Origin of the sequence: Ectothiorhodospira variabilis, assembly GCF_022227625.1 — a bacterium.
GTDB lineage: Bacteria > Pseudomonadota > Gammaproteobacteria > Ectothiorhodospirales > Ectothiorhodospiraceae > Ectothiorhodospira > Ectothiorhodospira haloalkaliphila.
In genome coordinates this window covers 1-335 of the sequence record NZ_JAJNAO010000068.1, presented here as the reverse complement: position 1 = coordinate 335, position 335 = coordinate 1, and the positions used below count along the sequence as shown (strand labels likewise).

General features: G+C 63.3%; 1 protein-coding gene. It reads left to right on the top strand.

The genetic code is table 11. From position 1 onward, the window contains the following. On the top strand, positions 1-335 hold a 335-nt coding region (locus LPW30_RS15960), incomplete at both ends, for an AAA family ATPase (protein WP_239681376.1).

The following is a 335-nucleotide window of genomic DNA, read 5'->3' as shown; positions in this document are numbered from 1 at the left end:
TCCACGACCACTGGGACTGGCAGCAGACCCACCCGGTGATTCGCCTGAGCTTTGGCGATGGCGTGCTGACCAGCCGCGAGGCCCTGGACATCCACATCCATGAACTGCTCAACGCCCAGGCCGAGGCGTTGGGCGTTTCCCTGCGCAACACCTCCATTGCCGGCCGCTTTCGCGAGCTCATCCACCAGACGCACCAGCACCATGGTCAACGGGCGGTGGTGCTGATCGATGAATACGACAAGCCCATCCTGGACAACATTCTGGAACCGGAGCGTGCCCGGGAGCTGCGCGAGGGCCTCAAGAACCTCTACAGTGTGCTCAAGGACGCCGATCCC